Raw genomic sequence first — 3,662 nt, 5'->3', positions numbered from 1 at the left:
AGGCCCGCCGTGCCCGCGGCCACCGCCGTGCCCGGGCCGGGGCCCGAGGGGCCGGCGCCGGTGCCGTACCGGCCGGGGAGGGGTCTGCCGCCGTGGCCGTACGCCGCGTGGCTGCCGTAGGCGTCGCGGTGCTCGGTCACCTGGCGGATCCAGGTGTCCACCTCGGTGGGCCAGTTGCGCGCCGGCGCGTCCTCGTGGGGCACGACGAACCGGGTCAGCGCGTCGTGCCCCGGTGCGTACGGCCCGCCGCGCTTGTCCGCCTCCAGGACGACCTCGACGCCCGTGGGGGAGGCGAGGAAGGTCAGCTCGATCTCGCTCACCGCGTGCGGGTACCGCGGGGCCGGGGTCAGCTCGATCTGCTGGTGGAACGGCAACCGCTGGCCCGTACCGCCGATACGGCCGTACTCCAGGGCGGCCGAGCGGAAGCCGAAGCCCAGCCCGCCGAGTGCCTCCAGGACGGCCTCCTGCACGGGCAGCGGGCGGACGGACAGCGGGTCCAGGTCGCCCTTGTCCCGGCTGCCGGCCACCGCGACCTCCGTGCGCACGCCCAGCACGCTGCCGAGCGGCCGCCCGTGCAGCTCGGTCACCGGGGTCTCCCAGGGCTGCGGCACGCTGAACGCCAGCTCCCGCTCCTCCTGCCCGCCGAGGCGGAAGCCGCCGCCGACGGTGAACCGCTCGAAGGCGACCGCGCCCTCGCTCCCGCCCTCCGTGTGCTCCGCCTCCACGCGGGCGATCAGCTCCAGGCCGATGTGCTCGACCTCCACGGCCTCACCACCGCCGCGCAGCAGCACCCGGCCCGTCAACGCGCCGCCGGGCAGCACCGGGCCGTCGTCCAGCACCGTGTCCACGGAGGGGCCGCCGACCCCGGTCGCATCCAGCAGCCTCTTGAACACCATGCCGTGGCCCCTTCGCCCATCGCCTCGCCCGAACGGCGCTCCACCGCCGTCCGTCTGCCCGGTGAACTCGCCGCAACGGCAAAGAAGTTCCCAAGTCACCTGTTCGGGGGACGTGGGGGCCCGGCGGTCTCGTCACCGGCGGCGGCTTCGGTGCGGACGGGGAAAGGGCGACTTGTCCGTACGCTGGTCGGACGGCCGGGTGACGATCCACGGCACCGCACGGACCGACGCGCTGGATTGTGCGTACCCGCTCGCCCCGCCGCCCGCCGCCCCTTCCACCGACTGGAGTCCCATGCGCGCTCGCCGGAGCCTCGCCCTCGCCCTCATCACCGTCGCCACGGCCCTGACGGCCGGCTGCACGGATCAGGAGACCCGGGAGACGGCCACCGGGCCCGGCACCACGGCTCCCTCCTGGGACGGCAAGGCACCCCAGGAAGATGCCCTACGCCGCGCCACCCGCGCCCTGAACGCCGTGGAGCCCGACGGTGCCGCACGGGTCGACGAGGGGGTGGAAGACCTTGCCCGGGGACTGGACAAGACCTTCAGCCCGAAGGGCGACCGCCCCCACACCTTCGACATCGCCTGCCAGGCGCCCGCCGACCGCACGCTGACGCTCATCCTCGCCCGCGGCGACGCGGAAACCGAGTGGGAGGTCACCTGCGGAGACCGCGAGGCCGACCAGTTCAACATCCCCGCCGGAGGCCGCTTCACCGCCCGCGTCCCCGCCGCGGGCCGGGACACCCAGGGCTTCGTACTGTGGCGGCTCAGCACGATCGCCCCCGCCGACGTGGAGGGCTGCGAGGACGACATCGAGGGTTGCGAGGAGTGAGAGACCAAGGGGCGTGCAGGGGATCGGCGCAGCCGGCACGCCGGGCGACGAGTGGAGCGGTGGCATCCGCGGCGACGCGTTGCGGCCGGGGTCGTGGCTGCCACGGGTGGGCCGGAGCCGCGCCGACCGGGGCCGGAGCACGCCGTACCGCTCCGTGGTGACCGGCCGTGCCGTACGGCATCTCCCGGACGACCGCACGCGAGGCCCGCGCCCGGCCCGCCTCGCTCGGGGAGACGGCCGACGCGCCGGCGGCACCGACGTGCACCTGACCTCGCGGTTCGCTCCGGCCGGCGAGCTCGTCCTCAGGCCGTGCCCTGCGCGCCCTCCGACGTCAGGGCGCGTGCCTGCTTGCGGCGTTTGCGGCGGCTGACGCGGGGTTCCTGGTCCGGGACCCAGCCGAAGGTGAGGCAGCTGCCGAGGGCGCCGAGGAGCAGGCCGAGGAAGAAGCCGCCCAGGTTGGAGGTGAGCCAGGTGCCCAGGGAGAGCAGGATGCCGGTGATGGAGTAGAACAGCCGCTGGGAGGGGTTGAAGAGGATCAGCAGCCCCAGCAGCACCATGAGGGTCGGCAGCAGATAGCCGGCCAGGCCCTGCATGCCGATGTGCAGGACGACCTTCAGCGAGGCCTTCTCGGTGAACAGGATCTCGCCGCCGCCGAGGGCGAGCAGCAGCCCGCCCCAGAACGGCCGGCGGGCCCGCCATCCGCGGAAGGCGAGCCTCGGTCCCCGGCGTGGACGGTCCGGCACGGCGATCAGCAGCCCGAGTCGCTGAAGCGGAGCTTGAGGCCGGGCAGCTTGAACACGCCGGCCGTCGTCGCGTAGTTGGTCTGCCGCAGGTGAGCGATCCGCACGGTGTCGGCCTGCTGGCTGAAGACGCCGATCGGACCCTTCACGCCCGCCTTGGTCAGCGTGCTGGCGTCGTTGCCGATCTCGATGTTCTTGAACGCCGCGTCACCCGACAGCTCGGTGGAGTCGGTGGTCAGGTCGGTCGCGCTGACCTTCTCCGCCCCACTGCCCGCGGTGATCAGCAGATTGGTGCCGCCGAGGTCGACGCTCTGGCACAGCTTGGTGAGCGTGGCCTGCTTGATCGCGGAGGTGACGACGAGCACCTGGCCGCCGGTGTCCCCGGCGTTCGGGCTGCCCTCCGCCATGTTGTCGAGCCCGCCGAACTGCTCGAAGCCGGTGCCGTTCAGTTCCGTCGCGGTGACCGTGAACGGCATTCCGGAGATGGCGAACTGCACGCCCAGCGCGCCCTGCGCGGTGAGGACCGCGAGGCCGGCGGCGACCAGGGTGGCCGGTACCGCCATCACCGCGGCACGGCGGGCCCGGACGCGTCCCCGTCGCTCGCCGCCCGCGGTGCTCCCGGCGGCGTTCGGGGTGTCGGAGGGGGTGTCGCTGCCCGAGTTCTCGGGGGTGTTGCCGGTGGACGGGACGTCCGGGGACGAGGCCATGTCTGCTCCCATGGGCATGAATCAATGCGGGTTGGGCTTCAGTGGCGCGGTGTCCTGGCGCGGACAGCGGATGCCGCGCACGTCTCCTCGCAACTCCCGGCGGGCGCAAGGGCTTTCTCGTTACGCGGCAGTAGCCTTCGAGGAAGTTACCGCCGGTTACTTTCAGGGGTCAAGGGAGATGTGAAAAAAGGGTGTCGGATGTGCGCGGAGCGGTGACTGCCTGCAACAACTGCCTTGAGAACGCTTGACGTTGACGGTTGAGCGGGTCTACAACTTCCCCTGTTTCCACGGATCCGTGGCGCCGGATCCAGCAAGCGGCATCCAGCGCGTCCCGGGCGTGGCACCCCCCGCGCCTCGCGGGCACCGGCCGCGTTCCCGGCCCGTTCACGGCAACCGCTCCACCTCGCAGCGCGGCACCGGCACGGTCGTTCCCCTTTCTCCTCCCGTGCCCGGCCGCCCCCTGGTCCGGCCCGGCCGGACCAGGGGGCGG

4 protein-coding genes are annotated in these 3,662 nt (G+C 73.2%); 1 reads left to right on the top strand and 3 read right to left on the bottom strand.

Annotated features, from left to right (window positions below):
- Positions 1-896 (bottom strand): sporulation protein (locus CCN44_RS41215; RefSeq protein WP_086704329.1); only part of this gene is annotated, 896 nt, incomplete at its 3' end.
- 292 nt (positions 897-1,188) lie between these two features.
- Between CCN44_RS41215 and CCN44_RS41210 the strand changes: the two genes are divergently transcribed.
- Positions 1,189-1,725 (top strand): hypothetical protein, encoded by a 537-nt coding sequence (locus CCN44_RS41210; RefSeq protein WP_094372868.1) that lies wholly within the window; start codon positions 1,189-1,191, stop codon positions 1,723-1,725.
- 302 nt (positions 1,726-2,027) lie between these two features.
- Here the strand turns inward: CCN44_RS41210 and CCN44_RS41205 are convergent, their stop codons facing one another.
- Both CCN44_RS41205 and CCN44_RS41200 read right to left on the bottom strand, forming a co-directional pair.
- A complete protein-coding gene (locus CCN44_RS41205) occupies positions 2,028-2,468 on the bottom strand; it encodes a DUF6114 domain-containing protein (RefSeq protein ID WP_223283750.1) in 441 nt (146 codons plus the stop codon).
- Positions 2,469-2,473: 5 nt separating this feature from the next.
- Positions 2,474-3,172: a DUF6230 family protein gene (locus CCN44_RS41200; protein ID WP_059253572.1), complete on the bottom strand. Its 699-nt coding sequence runs from the start codon at positions 3,170-3,172 to the stop codon at positions 2,474-2,476.
- Between the last annotated feature and the right edge of the window lie 490 nt (positions 3,173-3,662).

Origin of the sequence: Streptomyces tricolor, assembly GCF_002155905.1 — a bacterium.
Taxonomy (GTDB): Bacteria; Actinomycetota; Actinomycetes; order Streptomycetales; family Streptomycetaceae; genus Streptomyces; species Streptomyces tricolor.
Note: the sequence above shows the minus strand (reverse complement) of the source record. Positions and strands in the feature narration are given on the sequence as shown.

Bases quoted from the DNA above. Each gene is read 5' to 3' on its own strand.
- CCN44_RS41210 (WP_094372868.1), top strand. From the start codon at position 1,189: ATGCGCGCTCGCCGGAGCCTCGCCCTCGCCCTCATCACCGTCGCCACG.
- CCN44_RS41200 (WP_059253572.1), bottom strand. From the start codon at position 3,172: ATGGCCTCGTCCCCGGACGTCCCGTCCACCGGCAACACCCCCGAGAAC.